The organism is Candidatus Abyssobacteria bacterium SURF_5 (assembly GCA_003598085.1).
Classification (GTDB): domain Bacteria; phylum Abyssobacteria; class SURF-5; order SURF-5; family SURF-5; genus SURF-5.
In genome coordinates, this window is sequence record QZKU01000115.1 from 28527 (window position 1) to 44649 (window position 16123).

A 16123-nucleotide genomic window follows, 5' to 3' on the forward strand; every position below is an offset into this window, starting at 1 on the left:
AATCCGGCCCGTGTTGGTCAAGGGGAATCGGTGTGCATGTAAGTGATCGGATTAGTGCAGCGCCTTGCGAATTTGCATGCAAGAGTATATATTTTTGTAACACTTCTTTATCTCCTCCGGGTGAATCAGAGATGCCGGCCGGGTGAAAATTCCCCGACTCGTCAGAAGAGCCCTGGAAAAGATGAGAAAGCAGTCGATCGATCCGACAGGTCTGATCTTTCCGACACTGACAAAGAAGAAATCGGCGGCCGGGGCTTGTGCGATTCATGCCAGAGACGGCGCTGGCAGAATGTCTGAACAGCATGTGGCCGGTCCCGGGGCTCGCTGCTCTTGCTATTTGAAGAACAAGCCTTCTGAATTCAGGGAATTGTAGAATGGACACTGTTTACTGGCCGTTTATGGCATATCTGGGGCTTGTCTTTGTGCTGGTGGCTTCCATACTCGGGATATCGCATTTTCTGGGCGAGCGGCATATCGAGCGGACGACACCCGATCCATTTGAATCCGGAATTGTCGGAACGGGCACCGCACGCTCTCGCTTATCTATCAAGTTCTATCTCGTTGCTCTGTTCTTTGTTATTTTCGATGTCGAATCGGTTTTCATTTTCGCCTGGGCAATAGCGTTTCGGGAAGTCGGTTGGACGGCGTATATTGAAGTCCTTTTCTTTATAGCGGTTCTGGTAGCGGCATGGGTATATCTCTGGCGGCAGGGGGCGCTTGATTGGGGGACCACGTGGCATCAGAAGCTGGAGCGCCAGAGGCGGGCGCGCGGAGAGGAGAAAGGCGGACTTGGAAGTGGACCATCAGCGACAGAGCGGGCAGACCTTTGAGCAGGCAGCACAGGGGAATTTTCTTTTCGCCCGATTGCAGCAGTTGATCTCATGGGGGCGGAAGAACTCGATTTGGCCGTTTAACTTTGGACTTTCCTGCTGCTACGTCGAGATGGCCACCAGCATCACAAGCAAGTACGACATCGCGAGGTTCGGGTCGGAGGTGATCAGGGGGACACCTCGCGAGGCCGACACGATGGTGATAGCCGGGACCGTATTTATCAAGATGGCGCCGGTGATCAAGCGTTTATATGAGCAAATGATGCAGCCCCGCTGGGTCATCTCGATGGGTTCGTGCGCCAATTCCGGCGGCATGTACGACATCTACAGCGTCGTTCAGGGAGTAGACAAGTTTCTGCCCGTCGACGTCTATGTGGTCGGATGCCCGCCGCGTCCCGATGCCTTTATGGAAAGCCTTCTTCTCTTGCAGAATGCGGTGGGCGCGGAAAAGCGCCCGTTGAGTTGGGTGGTTGGGCCGCAAGGGGTACATCGAGCAACCATGCCCTCTCTGAGAGACATCAAGCGATCCGACAGACAGAAGGCGACGGAGCTGCGCACACCTGATCACGTCTAGACCAGCGGAAGAAGATCGAATGCATTCCAATGCGATTGTAGCGGAACTCGGCGAGCGATTTGGAGCGGAATCGATCCGGCCTCAGCAAACGCGTGACGGCGTGTCAACCGCCTGGGTTGCGCGCGATCTGGTTCACGATGTTCTCCGGTACCTGAAGTGGGATGCGAGCAAGCCGTACAAAATGTTGTACGATCTGACCGCAATCGACGAAAGAACCCGTATAAACAGGAATGGCGAACCTGCCGGCGATTTTACCGTTGTCTATCACCTGTATTCGTTTGACCGGAACGAATACGTGCGCCTGAAGGTCGCTCTTGAGGACGAGCATACCGCGATTCACACGATTACCGATTTGTGGCCGTCGGCCAACTGGTACGAGCGCGAAATCTGGGACATGTTCGGCATCAAGGTGGAGGGACACCCCTATCTTGCGCGCATCCTGATGCCGCCGTGGTGGGAAGGTCATCCGCTGAGGAAAGATCATTATGCGCGGGCGACCGAAGCCGAACCGTTTCGTCTGCCGGAGGAAAAACACGAGGAGGACGAGAACCTGCTCCGGTTTCAGCCCGAACAGTGGGGATTGAAACGTCAGAGCGAGGATACCGACTTCATCTTTCTGAACATGGGTCCGCAGCATCCGGGAACGCATGGAGTGCTTCGACTGGTCCTCCAGCTTGACGATGAGGAGATTGTTGACGTGGTGCCCGACATCGGATTTCATCATCGCGCCGCCGAGAAGATGGGGGAGCGGCAGTCGTGGCATACATATATCCCGTACACCGACCGCGTCGATTATCTCGGCGGCGTCATGAACAATCTTGCTTACCTGATGGCGCTCGAGCTTCTGGCGGGCATTGAGGCGCCCGACCGCGCGAAAGTTGTCCGAGTCATGATGTCGGAACTGTTCCGGATCGCGAGCCACCTGGTATGGTACGGCACGTTCGCGCAGGACGTCGGCGCGCTCTCGCCGGTGTTCTACATGTTCACGGACCGCGAGCGAATCTTCACGATTGTCGAGGCGATCTGCGGCGGACGCATGCATCCGAACTGGTTTCGCATCGGCGGCGTGGCCCAGGATTTGCCGGTCGGCTGGGATGACCTCATGCGCGATTTCCTGGATTATCTGCCGAAGCGGATGAAGGAGTACGACAGGCTGGTGATGCAGAACAGCATCTTCAAGGCGCGCACGAAAGGGATCGGGACTTACACGCTGGAGCAAGCGATTGACTGGGGAGTGACGGGGCCGAATCTGCGCGCCTGCGGTCTGAATTGGGATTTCCGCAAGAAGACGCCGTATTCAGGCTATGAGCAGTTTGATTTCGAGATACCGACTGCGCGGAACGGAGACAGCTATGACCGGGCTGTGGTCCGAGTCGAGGAGATTCGGCAGAGCCTGCGCATCATTCGGCAATGCGTCGAAAATATGCCGTCGGGGCCGTGGATGGCTGATCACCCTGCCGCGACGCCTCCCATGAAGCCGCGCACGATGCGCGATATTGAAACGCTGATCGTCCATTTTCTGAACGTGAGTTGGGGGCCGGTGATCCCGCCGGGCGAGGCTTTTTTCGGGATCGAGGCAACCAAAGGCAATAATGGTTATTACCTGATCAGCGACGGGGGAACGATGGCGTATCGATTACGAATTCGCACGCCTTCGTTCCCGCATATTCAGACGGTGCCGTTGCTGGCGCGGGGGTTGATGGTTTCGGACCTGATCACGATCTTGGGAAGCATTGATTTTGTCATGTCGGATGTCGACCGATAGGAGCGGAGCAAGAAACGTGTTGTCAGAGGAAGAACGGGCGGAGATAGAAGAAGAGGCAACCAAGTATAAATACAGGAAGGCTGTCGGTCCCGAAGCGTTAAAGATCGTTCAGAAAAATCGGCGGTGGATATCCGATGAGACGCTGAAGGAAGTTGCTGCTTTTCTCGGGATGACCGCTGACGAACTGGACAGCGTGGCCACGTGCTACAACCTGATTTTTCGCCGACCGGTCGGCAGGCACGTCATCTTTATTTGCGACAGTGTTAGCTGCTGGATCATGGGTTATGAAGACGTTCGCGACTACTTGTTCCAGCGGCTCGGGGTCTCATTCGGGCAAACGACTTCCGACGGCCGGTTTACGCTTTTGCCGATTGCCTGCTTAGGCGCATGCGATGAGGCGCCCGCTATGATAGTTGACGAGCAGCTTTACACAATGCTTGACGCCGCCCAAATAGATGCGATTCTGGAGCGATATCAGTAATGGATAAGCCGCTGACTCAGAATTTTCGCATTGAAGAAGAACCACCGAGCATACAGGAGTACGAGAAGAGCGGTGGTTACATGGCTTTGCGTAAAGCGCTGGAAATTCCGCCGCAGGACGTGCAGCGTCTGGTCAAAGAGTCCAATTTGAGGGGAAGGGGAGGCGCCGGTTTTCAAACAGGGATGAAATGGAGCTTTGTCCCGATGGGGCCCGATGCTCCCCGCCCGAAATATTATGTGGTGAATGCCGACGAAATGGAACCGGGCACCTTCAAAGACCGGTACCTGCTGGAGAACGATCCCCATCAGATTATCGAAGGCGCGATAATCGGCGCCTATGCCATCGAAGCGGAATTCTCATACATTTTTCTTCGATGGGAATACAGAAGAGCGGCGCGGCGGATCGAGAAGGCGATTGCTGAGGCGTATCAGCGAGGATATTTGGGAAAGAATATTCTCAAATCGGGAATGAATCTTGAGATGCACCTGCACGTCAGCGCGGGCCGCTATATGTGCGGTGAGGAATTCGGGCTGCTTGATGCGCTGGAGGGCAGACGCGCACACCCTCGCGCGAAACCGCCGTTCCCGCAAGTGTGCGGGTTATGGGGCAGGCCGACCGTGGTCAACAACGTGGAAACAGTTGCGAACATCCGCCACATCATCATGAACGGCCCCGAGTGGTACAGGGGTCTGAGCCTGAGCGGCGATGGGGGAACGAAGCTGTTCGGCGTCAGCGGAAAGGTGCGGCGGCCGGGCCTGTGGGAGCTGCCGATGGGCATTTCTCTTGAAGAGCTTCTTGTCGAGCACGCGGGCGGAATGCAGGAGGGATATCGGCTGAAAGGCCTGCTTCCCGGCGGGGCATCGACGGACTTTCTCACCCATGAGCATCTTCAGGTGAAACTGGATTTTGATTCCGTCCAGCAGATTGGCAGCCGGCTTGGAACCGGCACAGTCGTGGTTCTTGATGATAAGACATGCCCGGTTGGAATGGTGCATAACCTGATGGAATTCTTTGCCCGGGAATCCTGCGGCTGGTGCACGCCGTGCCGGGAAGGGCTTCCGTGGATCGAGAAGACGATGGCTGCGATTGAGAATGGGAATGGCAAGCCGGGCGATATAGAAATGCTGGAGGAGCAGACTCGTCTCATGGCGCCCGGAAACACGTTTTGTGCGCTTGCGCCGGGAGCGATGGAGCCGCTTCAGAGCGCGATCAAACATTTTCGTGATGATTTCGAGAGACATATCAGCGAGCGTCGTTGCCCGTGGAGAAAATAAGTGCCGGTCATTTACATTGAAAATGCGCCCTATGAGGTGAAAGACGGCCAGAACCTTTTAGCGGCATCGCTGTCGCTCGGATTTAATGTGCCGTACTTCTGCTGGCATCCGGCGATGCATTCGATTGGCGCATGCCGTCTGTGCGCGGTAAAGCAGTTTCGGGACGAGAACGATCACAAAGGGAAAATCGTGATGTCCTGCATGACACCTGCGACCGAGGGCACGCGCATCTCGATCTCCGATCCCGACGCCGTGAAATTTCGCAAGAGCGTGATCGAGTGGCTCATGGTTAATCACCCGCACGATTGTCCGGTCTGCGATGAGGGCGGCGAATGTCATCTGCAGGATATGACGCTGCTGACGGGCCACGTTTACCGCAGATTCCGCTTCAAGAAACGGACTTACCGGAACCAGTATCTTGGGCCGTTCATCAACCACGAGATGAACCGGTGCATCCAGTGCTACCGCTGCGTGCGGTTCTATTGCGACTATGCCGGCGGGCGCGACTTGAACGTTTTCGGCTGGCACGACAACGTGTACTTCGGGCGGCATGAAGACGGATTTCTGCAGAGCGAATTTGCCGGGAACCTTGTCGAGGTATGTCCGACGGGCGTATTTACCGACAAGACGCTGAAGCAGCATTATGCGCGGAAATGGGATTTACAGACGGCGCCATCGGTCTGCGTTCACTGCAGTCTGGGCTGCAACACGATTCCCGGCGAGCGGTATGGCATGCTTCGCCGCATCCGCAACCGGTACAACCGCGAAGTGAATGGTTATTTCCTGTGCGATCGCGGCCGCTTCGGCTATGAATTCGTGAACCATTCGGCCCGCATAAAGCAGCCGCTCATTCGCAGGAACGGGAATCTTGAACCGATCGCGCGCGAAAACATCCTGAGCGAGCTCGAGCCGATAATCAAGAGCGAGGCGCATATTATCGGAATCGGTTCACCGCGGGCGTCGGTGGAGGCCAACTATGCGCTACGCGCGCTGGTGGGTCCGGAGAATTTCTATCAGGGAACGACGCAAATCGAATTCGACGCGGTTTCACTTATGGTTGATGTTCTGCGAAGAGGTCCGGCGCCTTCCGCTTCTTTGCATGATGTCGAGCGCGCCGACGCCGTGCTGGTGCTGGGGGAGGATGTGCCGAATACCGCGCCCATTGCCGCGCTGGCGCTGCGCCAGTCTGTGATGAAGAAGCCGCTCGCGATCTCCCGGCAGATGAAGATTGATGACTGGCATGATATGGCCATGCGCGAGGCGATTCAGGATGACTATGGCCCGTGTTTTGTGGCTGCGCCACGTGCAACCAGGCTTGATGATATTGCAACGGCTGTATACCGGGCGGCGCCGGACGATATCGCCAGATTCGGATTTGCCGTTGCCCATGAACTGGATGCACAGGCGCCCGCTGTTCCCGATTTATCAGACGATGCGCTCGGACTTGCCAAACGAGCGGCGGTCGCGTTGAGAAATGCGGAGCGTCCTTTGGTCGTTTCCGGCAGCGGCTGCATGAATGCTTCATTGATCGAGGCGGCGGCACGCGTGGCGTTCGCCCTCGACTCTGTGGGAAAATCCTCGAACATTTTCCTTGTGCCCTCGTCGTGCAACAGCATGGGCGCGGCCATGCTGGGCGGAAAGCCGTTGGATGAGGTAATGGAGGCGGCGGAAAAGGGAGCGGTGGATACCGCCATTATTCTCGAGAACGATCTTTACAGCAAGCTGGGATTTGCGCGCGCGGAGAAGTTCTTATCGGCAGTCGGAAAAGTTATCGTTCTCGATTCGCTGGCCACCTTTACGACGGAAAGAGCCGATATCGTTTTGCCCGCTGCGACATTTGCCGAATCCGATGGGACTTTGATGAACAATGAGGCGCGGGCGCAGCGTTTTTTCAAAGTGCTCGCGCCGGAGGCCGATGTCCAAGAAAGCTGGAGATGGCTGAGCGATCTCCTTTCTTTCTCGGGTAACAATCACCACGCCGGGTGGAAAACGCTTGACGAACTGATCGCTGATATCGCAGCACATGTGCGGATATTCCGTCTTCTTCCTGAAGTTGCGCCGCCCGCGGACTTCCGTATTTCCGGCCAAAAGGTTCCACGCCAGCCGCATCGATACAGCGGCCGCACCGCAATGCATGCGCATATCGCCGTGCATGAAGCGGAGCCGCCCGAAGATATCGATTCGCCTCTCGCTTTTACGATGGAAGGATATCAGAGTCAGCCGCCTTCCTCTTTGATCGCCCATTTCTGGGCGCCGTACTGGAATTCGATCCAGTCGGTCACCAAATTTCAAAGCGAGGTTAATGGGGAGTTGGCGGGAGGAGACCCGGGGAAACGGCTTATTGAACCGGCGAGAGACAAGTCAATCACTCTTCCAGGTCGAGTTCCCGCCGCACTCAAAGTTCGTTCTGGCGAAGTGTTGGTTGTGCCGGCGTATCATGTTTTCGGATCGGAAGAGCTGAGCAGCCGCGCCGCCGGAATAGCGCAGCTTTCGCCGGCGCCTTATGTCGCGCTGAATCAAGCGGATGCGGAAGCCCAACGGCTGACTGACGGCGACGCGCTCGAGCTGGAGATATCGGGCAAGAGCCACAGGCTGTTCCTCAAAGTCGATCCCTCTTTGCCGCCGGGGGTTGCCGCATTGCCTGCAGGTCTGTCGGGTGTGCCATGGGATCGTTCACCGTTTTGGTATGAATTGAAAAAAATGAAAAAGGTTTCGGCCAATGTTGGAGACGGCTAGATCGATCATCATTGTCTTCGGCATCCTGTTCGGGGCGTTCACGATCGCCTCAGGTCTGATCTGGCTTGAGCGGCGGCTGCTGGCCTTATGGCAGGACCGATACGGCCCGAACCGTGTCGGCGCGTTCGGCTCGCTTCAGGTGGTAGCCGACATAATCAAGATATTCATGAAGGAGGATTGGATTCCTCCATTCGCCGATAGACCGGTTTTCGTTATTGCCCCGGCAATCATTGTGATTACCACGCTGATGGCTTTTGCCATTATTGTTGTTTCGCCGGGAATAACCGTTGTCGATATGGGAGTCGGATTGTTATTCTTTCTGGCGATGTCTTCGATGGGGGTATACAGCCCGTCGCTGGGTGGCTGGTCTTCGAATAATAAGTACGCTCTTCTTGGGGGTCTTCGCGCGGCGGCGCAAATGCTGAGTTACGAAGTCTTCATGGGGCTTTCGCTCATGGGCGTGGTGATGCTGGCGGGCTCATTCAATATAACCGACATAGTCGAAGCTCAAGAGGAGGTGTGGTTTTGCATTCCGCAAGTGTTGGGGTTCATCGTATTTTTTGTAGCAGGAGTTGCCGAGACGCGGCGGCTGCCTTTTGATCTGCCGGAAGCGGAGAACGAGTTGATTGCGGGATATCACGCCGAATATTCGGGAATGAAATTCGGGATGTTCTTCGTTGGGGAATACATCGGGATTACCTTGATATCGGCGTTGCTGACGACCCTGTTTTTCGGGGGATGGCTCGGGCCGCTCTTTCCGGGCATCGTCTGGTTCGCGCTCAAGACGTTCTTTTTCATCTGTATTTTCATTCTGCTGAGAGGTACTCTGCCGCGTCCCCGGTACGACCAGCTCATGGCGATCGGCTGGAAGGTGATGCTTCCGCTGGCGCTGTTGAACCTGGTGATAACGGGGGCGGTCCTGCTGGCGCGCGGATAGGAGGATTAATGTTCAGCTTGCTGAAGGCGATGGCGATCGTTTTCTCGCACATGTTTCGCAAGCGCGAGACGGTCCTGTATCCCGAGGAGAAGCCGTCGATCCCGCCGCGGTGGCGGGGGCGCATCATTTTGTCGCGCGATCCGGACGGAGAGGAACGATGCGTCGCCTGCTATTTATGCGCCGTTGCGTGTCCGGTGGATTGTATCGCGCTTCAATCAGCCGAGGACGAGCACGGCAGGCGCTACCCCTCGTTTTTCCGAATCAATTTCTCGCGGTGTATCTTCTGCGGTTTCTGTGAGGAGGCATGTCCCACGTATGCGATTCAATTGACTCCTGACTTTGAGATGAGCGAGTATCGCAGGGAGAGCCTGGTTTATGAGAAGGAAGACCTGCTGATCAGCGGGACAGGCAAATATCCCGGCTACAATTTCTACAGGGTCGCGGGACTGGCGATTGGCGGAAAAGACAAAGGCGAAGCCGAAGGCGAAGAACCGCCGGTCGATGTGCGCGAATTGATGCCCTGAAGGAAGGATGAGAAATGAACACGACGTTTTATGTTACGGCTGCGGTGGGCATCTTATCGACGTTATTCGTCATCACCAGTCTGAATGCGGTGCATGCGCTCTTGTTCTTCATCGTTTCGCTTTTGGCGACTTCTCTCATTTTTTATATCCTCGGTGCCCCATTCGCGGCGATGCTGGTGATCATCATCAACGCGGGCGCAATCATGGTTTTGTTCGTGTTCGCCATCATGATTCTGAACCTGGGGCCGCATATGACGGAATACGAAAAGCCGTCGTTTCAGCCGCGACAATGGGTGTTTCCCGTGTTCCTGGCGCTCATCCTCATTGGAGAATTCGTTTTCACCTTCTTTCAACATAGTCCCGGCGTTGGAGTGCGCGAGATTGTGGACGCAAAACGAGTGGGCATCGCGCTGTTCGGGCCGTACGTGCTTGGAGTCGAAATGGCGTCGCTGCTCCTGCTGGCCGGACTGCTTGGCGCATATCACCTGGGGCCATATGCGATTAATCCAAGGGAGGCGAAGAAATAAATGGTGTCCATACCGCTTGAAGCCGGCCTTCTTCTTGCCGCTGTCTTATTCGTCATCGGTCTCGTCGGCATCCTGATACGGCGCAATATCCTGTTCATTCTCCTCTCGATCGAGATATTGCTGAACGCGTCCGGCCTGGCCTTTATCGTGGCGGGATACCATTGGAACCAGCCGGACGGGCAGGTAATGTTTTTCTTCATACTAACCATGGCGGCGGCGGAAGTTGCAGTCGGGCTCGCGCTGGCGCTTCTTATGTTTCATGAATTCAAGACACTTAATATCGATCAACTGACCAGGATGCAGGGATAACATGCTAAAGGTTCTGTGGCTGGTGCCGGCATTGCCGCTGGCGACCTTTTTCCTGCTGGCGGTAGCGGGCGCGCGGATGCCGCGGCGCATGACGGCGATAATCGGCGTAGGCTCGGTGGGGCTTTCTGCGATACTGACAATACTTATAGGATTGGAGTTCATAAACACGCCCCCGCCGGATTTCCGGTTCACGCAAACGCTCTGGACGTGGATGCTGGTGGGCGATTTCCGGGCTGATTTCGGCCTGCATCTCGATGCGCTTTCTCTGGTCATGATATTCGTTGTTACGTTTGTCGGCTATTTCATCCATTTCTATTCGACTGATTTCATGCATGATGATGACGGGTTCAGCCGTTTTTTCGCTTACATGAATCTGTTCGTTGCCTCGATGCTCATCCTGGTACTTGCGGACAACCTGCTCTTTCTGCTGCTCGGCTGGGAGGGCGTCGGCCTGTGCAGTTACCTGCTTATCGGGTTCTGGTACAGAAATTCCGAAAACGGAAAAGCGGCCATAAAGGCTTTTGTCGTTACGCGAATCGGCGATGTCGCTTTTCTCATCGCTCTGTTTGTCATTTTTACGAGTCTGGCAACGCTGGACATTCGGGAGGCGATGGAGCGCGCGGGGCTGCAGTGGACGCCAAATTCGGCGGTCGCGCTGTGGGCGGCGCTCCTCCTATTGATTGGAGCGATCGGCAAATCCGCTCAGCTTCCGCTGCAGGTGTGGCTGCCGGACGCGATGGCGGGCCCGACTCCCGTCAGCGCATTGATTCATGCCGCCACCATGGTTGCCGCAGGCGTATACCTGGTGGCGCGAATGAACGGGCTCTTTGTGCTGGCGCCTTCGATTCAGCAGCTCATCTTGATTCTTGCAATCGCGACGGTATTGATGGCAGGGTGCAGCGCTCTGGTGCAGGAAGACCTTAAGCGGGTGCTCGCGTATTCCACGATCAGTCAGATGGGCTACATGTTCCTTGCGCTCGGAGCGGGGGCGTGGGCGGCGGCCATCTTTCATTTTCTGACGCATGCTTTCTTCAAGGCGCTCCTGTTCTTGTGCGCGGGCGTCGTCATTCTGGCGGTCCATCACGAGACCAGCATCTTCAAGATGGGGGGGCTGCGAAACAAGATTCCGCTCGTCTTCTGGACCTTTCTGATTGGCGCATTGACGACATCGGGAATTCCGCCGACAGCCGGTTTTGCGAGCAAGGATCTGATCATGTATAGCGTGTGGAACCTTCCCAACGGAGGCCCGATCCTCTGGGGAGCCGCACTGCTCGGAGTCTTCATCACTTCGTTGTACAGTTTTCGGATGCTATTCCTGGTCTTCTTCCGGGAGACCAAAGCGGAACCGGCGAGGCGAGCCGGCTTCTATATGGGGATGCCGCTTGCTGTGCTTGCAACATTTTGTTTCCTGACCGCGGTTCTCGATTGGCCCCATGCCTTTTTCGGATCGCCGATCCTTTCCAATTTTTTGGCTTCCTCATTTCCTCCAATGCCCGCGAGTCAGCCCTCGGTTTCAGTGGAATCAATAACCGGAGCAGTTTCGGTTGCGGCGGGCATCTTGGGGATTTTTGCGGCATGGCTGTTCTTCCTGGCCAAGCGTGAGTACGTGAATGCCATCATTTCAACAAGGGCGGGCTCGCTTGTGCATCGGTTCTGGTTTTCCGGATGGGGTTTCGATTGGCTTTACGAGCGGGTATTCATCCGGCCGTATGTCCGGGCGACGCGCAGGAACAGGAATGATGTTATTGATCGTTTCTATGACGGAGTTGCCGCCGTTATGGAGAATGTGCACGGGTTGCTCTCCCTCACGCAGAACGGAAACCTGCGCTGGTATGCGATGAGCATAGTGATCGGCGCAATCGTTTTTCTGGCGGTGATAATCTTCTCATGATTCTGGCATGGCTGTTGATAGTGTTACTCGCCGGCGCCGCGCTCTCGTGGTTGGTGAGTCGATGGAGCTCGCAGGCGAGCCGGTGGATTGCGCTCGCGGCGCTTGCAGTCGACTTTGCGCTCGTGGTTTTCCTTTGGGCTCGGCATCCCATTTCGCCTTCTCTCGATCCAACTGTGCTCGCGGAAATAAATTGGCGATGGATTCCGCAGATAGGCGCATCGTTCCATCTCGCCGCGGATGGGCTGAGCCTGATTCTCGTGACGCTCACGCTGTTTCTGGGTGGCGCGGCGGTGGCGGCCTCCTGGACCGAAATACGACATCGAGTCGGCTTCTTCCATTTCAATTTGCTTCTCACGCTCGCCGGCATTATCGGCGTGTTTACCGCGCTGGACTTATTCCTCTTTTATTTTTTCTGGGAATTGATGCTTGTCCCGATGTATTTCCTCATCATTCTGTGGGGACATGAAAATCGAGTTCGGGCCGGGCTGAAGTTTTTCATTTTCACACAGGCCAGCGGCCTCCTGATGCTGGTATCGATTCTCGCGCTGTATTTTCTTTATGCGGAAGGCGGAGGAGTCTACAGCTTCGATTACAGAGAATTGCTGCAGGTTGCAGTCGAGAGGAAGCCGCATGCCGTTTGGCTTATGCTTGGCTTTTTCGCCGCCTTCGCGGTCAAGCTTCCTGTTGTTCCGTTGCATGTGTGGTTGCCGGACGCTCATACGGAAGCGCCGACGGCGGGAAGCGTTATTCTTTCCGGACTGATGTTAAAGACGGGAGCTTACGGATTCTTGCGTTTTTTGGTCCCATTCTTTCCCGGAATCGCAGCCGAATTCATGACCGCCGCATTTGTTCTCGCCGTTGTTGGGATTCTATATGGAGCGGCGCTCGCGTTCGCACAAACCGATCTAAAGCGGTATGTCGCTTTTTCGAGTGTGAGCCACATGGGCTTTATCCTGCTCGGTATTGCTGCCTGGAACGAGCTGGCCCTGCAGGGCGTGGTTATTGTCATACTCGCTCATGGTTTGAGCACGAGCGCACTGTTTATTCTGGTTGGCGCGCTTCAGGAGCGGATACACACGCGCGATCTCGGCGTAATGGGCGGCCTGTGGGATGTCCTTCCGAAAATGGGGGGGGCAGGCACGTTTTTCGCGCTGGCATCGCTTGGTTTGCCCGGACTTGCCAACTTCGTGGGCGAATTCCTCGTACTGTTGGGAACATACCAGGTGAATCCCACTCTTGCCATTCTTTCCGCGTTGGGTCTTGTTTTCTCGGCTGTGTACTCCTTATGGCTGGTGCAGCGCGCGTTTCACGGATCGGTTATCCGGCAGTGGGATTTGCCGAGAACCAGTATTCGCGAGATGACCGTCTTTGGGCTTTTTATGGCCGGGCTCATTTGGATCGGGTTGTTTCCCCAGCCTGTATTTCGTGCGGCTGGGCCCGCACTGGAAGCGCTTCGTGCGGGTACGGCGAAAAAGAGTCAGCGGGATTCTCACAGAGATTCAGCCGCAGCAGTCCCTGATCCCGTTGCTGAAGACAGGTTGCCTCCGGCAAAGGCCTTTCAATGACGATAAATGACATTGTAACGCTGCTGCCACTGATCGCGTTGAGCGTATCAGCGGCGACGATCATGCTGGTGATTCCGTTCCGGCGTTCTCACCGGTTGACGTTCGGCTTGACGCTGGGAGCGTTGCTCGTGTGTTTCGCTCTGCTGCCGGTATCATTATTTTGGGGATCTGCCCGTGTTTGTCCCCTCCTGACAGTTGACGGGTTCGCGCTCTTCTATATGGGCCTCTTTCTTCTTACGACTGCGGTAGTGGCGGGTCTTTCATACGAATATATCGAGGGACGAGAGACAAAGAAAGAAGAGTTTTATGTTTTGCTGCTGATTGGGACGCTGGGTGCCTCAATTATTGTCTCGAGCGCGCATTTTGCATCTCTTTTTCTCGGACTGGAATTGCTGAGCGTGGCGCTGTATGTTCTGATCGCCTACCTGCGGTCGATTAATCTGCACTTTGAAGCCGCGATTAAATATCTGATTCTGGCGTCAACATCGGTTGCTTTTCTGTTGTTCGGCATGGCGTTGATCTACGCGGATGTCGGCACGATGAGCTTTCGCGGCATTGCGGATGCAATAACGATGTCGGAAAGGTTGGATGCGTTGCTGCTGGCGGGCTCGGTCCTGTTGCTTATCGGCATTGGATTCAAACTCGCGGTCGTGCCGTTCCATTTGTGGACGCCGGATGTGTATCAGGGTGCTCCTTCGCCGGTTGCGGGATTCATTGCCACTGCCTCGAAAGGTTCCATTGTGGCGCTGCTGTTGCGGTACTTCTCCATAGTGGGGAGCGAGCGGTTCGACTCTCTTTTCATGATGCTGTCGATCATCGCAGTCGCCTCAATGCTCGCGGGCAATATACTGGCGCTCTTGCAGCGGAACGTCAAGCGGCTGCTGGCATACTCATCGATTTCTCATATGGGGTACATGCTGGTGGCCTTGCTGGCGAGCGGAAACGCAGCGATTTTTGCGATCAGCTTTTATCTGATCGTATATTTTATCGCCACTTTAAGCGCGTTTGGAGTGATAAGCGTGCTTTCCGCGAAAGAGAGGGATTATGATGAGCTTTCGGAATATCGCGGGCTCGCGTATCAGCATTTTTGGCTGTCGGCGCTGATGACCGGAGCGCTCCTATCTCTGGCGGGGATTCCGATAACTGCGGGATTTATCGGGAAGTTCCTTTTGGTTTCGGCCGCTGTCGGCGCCCGGCTCTGGCTGTTGATTATCGCGCTTATCATAAGCAGTGCAATCAACGTGTTTTATTATCTTCGAGTGGTTGTTTATCTGTACTCGAGACCGGGAGAAGAATACGTGTTGTTGCCGGAAGAGACGCGCGAAGTTCTTCCTTCGTTTTCAATTTGTGCCGGTTTTGCGCTCGCAGCGCTTGCATTCCTTCTGGTGCTAGTCGGAATTTTCCCTTCGCCGCTAATCCGGTTGATTCAGATTCTGGCGATGCAGTTGGAATGATCTCCTCAAGAGCCGAGCAACTCGATCGCAAGAAGCGCGTACAGTTTCGTTGCCTCAATAATCGCATTGACCGGCACATGCTCATCAGGTGTATGCGCGAGCTCGGCTACTCCCGGCCCGAGCAGCATCGTGAGAATTCCGCGGTCGGCGAAGAAGCGTCCGTCACTTACCTGTTGATAGCCGATCGGCTCAGGGTTAAGGTCGAGAAGACTGCAGACGTATCCGGCGGATTTAACGAGAGGGCTGTCCGCGGGCGTTTCGAAGGCATTTGCGCGATGCAGAATCGTATAGTCGGCTTCGAAGGAAGGGTCTTGTGCTTTGAGTCGTTGCAGTATGCCGCCGATTTCCCGCTCGGCCTCCTCGAGCGATTCACCCGGGATACAGCGGCGGTCGAGGGTGAGCCTGCAATTATCAGGCACGACATTAATCGCGATGCCGCCCTCGATGATCCCGAAATTGAACGATGGCGGCGGCGTCAATGGATGTCGCTTGTTTTTGAACGATGACTCGAGGGCTTCCTCGATCTCGCGCGCCAGCTTGAGCATTTGACGGATCGCGCTGACGCCTTCCCACGGCGTGCTCGCATGCGCTGTGCGCCCGTGGGTGTTCAGGGTAAACACCAGCAGCCCCTTCTCGGCAATCGCGACCCGATTTGAAGTTATCTCTCCAATGACGGCAAAATCCGGCTTTAGTATTTCCTTTTCCAGGAGGTACTGCGTCCCGAGCGCTCCGCCGGTCTCTTCATCGCTGACTATCGCGATATCGAGTTCTCCGTTCAAATCAAGTTTCATCCTTTCGAGAACGAGCGCAGCCATCAGCATGGCGGCGGCGCATCCTTTGGCGTCGGCACTGCCGCGGCCATAGACATTGCCGCCTGCGATCTCGCCGCCGAACGGGTCGAATTTCCAGCGACTGCTGTCGCCCACCGGAACAGTGTCCATGTGAGAATTGAAGCAAAGCGACTTGCCGCCGCGCCTCCCGACCCGCAACACGATGTTGGGTTTCAGATCGTCGAAGGCATGGATTTCGAGGTCTCCCTTCATCTGTGACGCGGCTTCGCGGACGACGTTTGCGGCCGGTGTGGTATCGCCGGGCGGATTGAATGATTGCGCTTTCACCAGTTGAATCAAGAAATCAACGACTTCATCCGCCATTGCCTCAGTCGTTTTCTCAACCTGTTCAACCAATTCACTTGTGCGCATGGAGCACCTTAAGATTAACTGATCGGAGCATTCGGGAAAGGGAGAATTGGGCGT

15 protein-coding genes are annotated in these 16123 nt (G+C 55.6%); 14 read left to right on the plus strand and 1 reads right to left on the minus strand.

Annotation, left to right across the window (positions count from 1 at the left end; translation table 11 throughout):
- Positions 1-181 precede the first annotated feature (181 nt).
- Genes C4520_16700 through C4520_16765 form a run of 14 tightly spaced genes read left to right on the plus strand, consistent with a single transcriptional unit; the run spans position 182 to position 14867 of the window.
- Complete coding sequence (locus C4520_16700; GenBank protein RJP17402.1) at positions 182-373, plus strand: hypothetical protein; 192 nt, start codon at positions 182-184, stop codon at positions 371-373.
- Between the two features lies 1 nt (position 374).
- Positions 375-830, plus strand: a complete 456-nt coding sequence (locus C4520_16705; protein ID RJP17403.1) for an NADH:ubiquinone oxidoreductase subunit A — start codon at positions 375-377, stop codon at positions 828-830.
- A complete protein-coding gene (locus tag C4520_16710; GenBank protein ID RJP17404.1) occupies positions 790-1404 on the plus strand; it encodes an NADH-quinone oxidoreductase subunit B in 615 nt (204 codons plus the stop codon). The genes C4520_16705 and C4520_16710 overlap by 41 nt, the downstream gene beginning before the upstream one ends.
- A 19-nt stretch (positions 1405-1423) precedes the next feature.
- On the plus strand, positions 1424-3169 hold the full coding sequence (locus C4520_16715) for an NADH-quinone oxidoreductase subunit C/D (protein RJP17405.1): 1746 nt from the start codon (positions 1424-1426) through the stop codon (positions 3167-3169).
- A gap of 16 nt (positions 3170-3185) precedes the next feature.
- Positions 3186-3650: an NADH-quinone oxidoreductase subunit NuoE gene (gene nuoE / locus C4520_16720; protein ID RJP17406.1), complete on the plus strand. Its 465-nt coding sequence runs from the start codon at positions 3186-3188 to the stop codon at positions 3648-3650.
- Entirely contained in the window at positions 3650-4924 is a 1275-nt protein-coding gene (gene nuoF, locus C4520_16725; GenBank protein ID RJP17407.1) for an NADH oxidoreductase (quinone) subunit F, read from the plus strand. Before nuoE ends, nuoF begins: the two co-directional genes overlap by 1 nt.
- Positions 4925-7660 carry an NADH-quinone oxidoreductase subunit NuoG gene (nuoG, locus tag C4520_16730; protein RJP17408.1) on the plus strand — a complete coding sequence of 912 codons (2736 nt, stop codon included), beginning with the start codon at positions 4925-4927 and terminating at the stop codon, positions 7658-7660. It abuts the gene before it with no gap.
- The gene (gene nuoH, locus C4520_16735; GenBank protein ID RJP17409.1) at positions 7644-8597 is read left to right on the plus strand and encodes an NADH-quinone oxidoreductase subunit NuoH; all 954 of its coding nucleotides are present in this window, start codon (positions 7644-7646) and stop codon (positions 8595-8597) included. Before nuoG ends, nuoH begins: the two co-directional genes overlap by 17 nt.
- Positions 8598-8605: 8 nt before the next feature.
- Positions 8606-9121: an NADH-quinone oxidoreductase subunit NuoI gene (gene nuoI / locus C4520_16740; protein RJP17410.1), complete on the plus strand. Its 516-nt coding sequence runs from the start codon at positions 8606-8608 to the stop codon at positions 9119-9121.
- Between the two features lie 14 nt (positions 9122-9135).
- Positions 9136-9648, plus strand: coding sequence for an NADH-quinone oxidoreductase subunit J (locus C4520_16745; GenBank protein RJP17411.1), 513 nt, complete (start codon positions 9136-9138; stop codon positions 9646-9648).
- Positions 9649-9957 carry an NADH-quinone oxidoreductase subunit NuoK gene (gene nuoK / locus C4520_16750; GenBank protein ID RJP17412.1) on the plus strand — a complete coding sequence of 103 codons (309 nt, stop codon included), beginning with the start codon at positions 9649-9651 and terminating at the stop codon, positions 9955-9957.
- Position 9958: 1 nt separating this feature from the next.
- Positions 9959-11848: an NADH-quinone oxidoreductase subunit L gene (locus C4520_16755; GenBank protein RJP17413.1), complete on the plus strand. Its 1890-nt coding sequence runs from the start codon at positions 9959-9961 to the stop codon at positions 11846-11848.
- Entirely contained in the window at positions 11845-13413 is a 1569-nt protein-coding gene (locus C4520_16760) for an NADH-quinone oxidoreductase subunit M (GenBank protein RJP17414.1), read from the plus strand. The genes C4520_16755 and C4520_16760 overlap by 4 nt, the downstream gene beginning before the upstream one ends.
- Complete coding sequence (locus C4520_16765; protein ID RJP17415.1) at positions 13410-14867, plus strand: NADH-quinone oxidoreductase subunit N; 1458 nt, start codon at positions 13410-13412, stop codon at positions 14865-14867. The genes C4520_16760 and C4520_16765 overlap by 4 nt, the downstream gene beginning before the upstream one ends.
- 5 nt (positions 14868-14872) lie before the next feature.
- On the opposite strand, the gene C4520_16770 is transcribed toward C4520_16765, so the two are convergent.
- Positions 14873-16069 (minus strand): M20 family peptidase, encoded by a 1197-nt coding sequence (locus C4520_16770; GenBank protein RJP17416.1) that lies wholly within the window; start codon positions 16067-16069, stop codon positions 14873-14875.
- Positions 16070-16123 lie beyond the last annotated feature (54 nt).

Excerpts from the sequence above, each read along its gene's own strand:
- C4520_16755 (RJP17413.1), top strand. The coding sequence starts at position 9,959 with ATGCTAAAGGTTCTGTGGCTGGTGCCGGCATTGCCGCTGGCGACCTTT.
- C4520_16715 (RJP17405.1), top strand. The coding sequence starts at position 1,424 with ATGCATTCCAATGCGATTGTAGCGGAACTCGGCGAGCGATTTGGAGCG.
- nuoI (RJP17410.1), top strand. The coding sequence starts at position 8,606 with ATGTTCAGCTTGCTGAAGGCGATGGCGATCGTTTTCTCGCACATGTTT.
- C4520_16705 (RJP17403.1), top strand. The coding sequence starts at position 375 with ATGGACACTGTTTACTGGCCGTTTATGGCATATCTGGGGCTTGTCTTT.
- nuoH (RJP17409.1), top strand. The coding sequence starts at position 7,644 with ATGTTGGAGACGGCTAGATCGATCATCATTGTCTTCGGCATCCTGTTC.
- C4520_16700 (RJP17402.1), top strand. The coding sequence starts at position 182 with ATGAGAAAGCAGTCGATCGATCCGACAGGTCTGATCTTTCCGACACTG.
- C4520_16760 (RJP17414.1), top strand. The coding sequence starts at position 11,845 with ATGATTCTGGCATGGCTGTTGATAGTGTTACTCGCCGGCGCCGCGCTC.
- nuoK (RJP17412.1), top strand. The coding sequence starts at position 9,649 with ATGGTGTCCATACCGCTTGAAGCCGGCCTTCTTCTTGCCGCTGTCTTA.
- C4520_16770 (RJP17416.1), bottom strand. The coding sequence starts at position 16,069 with ATGCGCACAAGTGAATTGGTTGAACAGGTTGAGAAAACGACTGAGGCA.
- C4520_16765 (RJP17415.1), top strand. The coding sequence starts at position 13,410 with ATGACGATAAATGACATTGTAACGCTGCTGCCACTGATCGCGTTGAGC.
- nuoF (RJP17407.1), top strand. The coding sequence starts at position 3,650 with ATGGATAAGCCGCTGACTCAGAATTTTCGCATTGAAGAAGAACCACCG.
- C4520_16745 (RJP17411.1), top strand. The coding sequence starts at position 9,136 with ATGAACACGACGTTTTATGTTACGGCTGCGGTGGGCATCTTATCGACG.